At 70.9% G+C, this 254-nt stretch carries 1 pseudogene; it reads right to left on the bottom strand.

The annotated features are described in order from the left end of the window. Nucleotides 1-254: pseudogene (locus RMT89_RS44295) on the bottom strand (hypothetical protein); the annotation flags it as partial.

Genomic DNA, 254 nt, shown 5'->3' with positions numbered 1-254 from the left:
CCCTCGCTCCCGCCGGGATCACGACATGGCCGGTGCTGGAGCCGTAACCGGCGGCCATGGAGGCGGTGTTGATCCGCTCCATGACGAAGGTGTTGTTGTTGTCCCTGCCCTGTCCGGCGGCCGAGGTGGCGCAGCGCGCGGCCAGGTCGGCGGGGGCCGTGGGGCAGCCCGTGACCGTGTTGCCGATGGTGGTGAAGTCGCCGTACAGCGACTCGTCGTAGCGCTTGCCGAAGGGCTCCACCACGTCCGCCGCG

Source organism: Streptomyces sp. P17 (assembly GCF_032436805.1).
Lineage (GTDB): Bacteria > Actinomycetota > Actinomycetes > Streptomycetales > Streptomycetaceae > Streptomyces.
The sequence above is the reverse complement of the archived record's forward strand: the minus strand, read 5'-3'. Positions and strand labels throughout refer to the sequence as shown.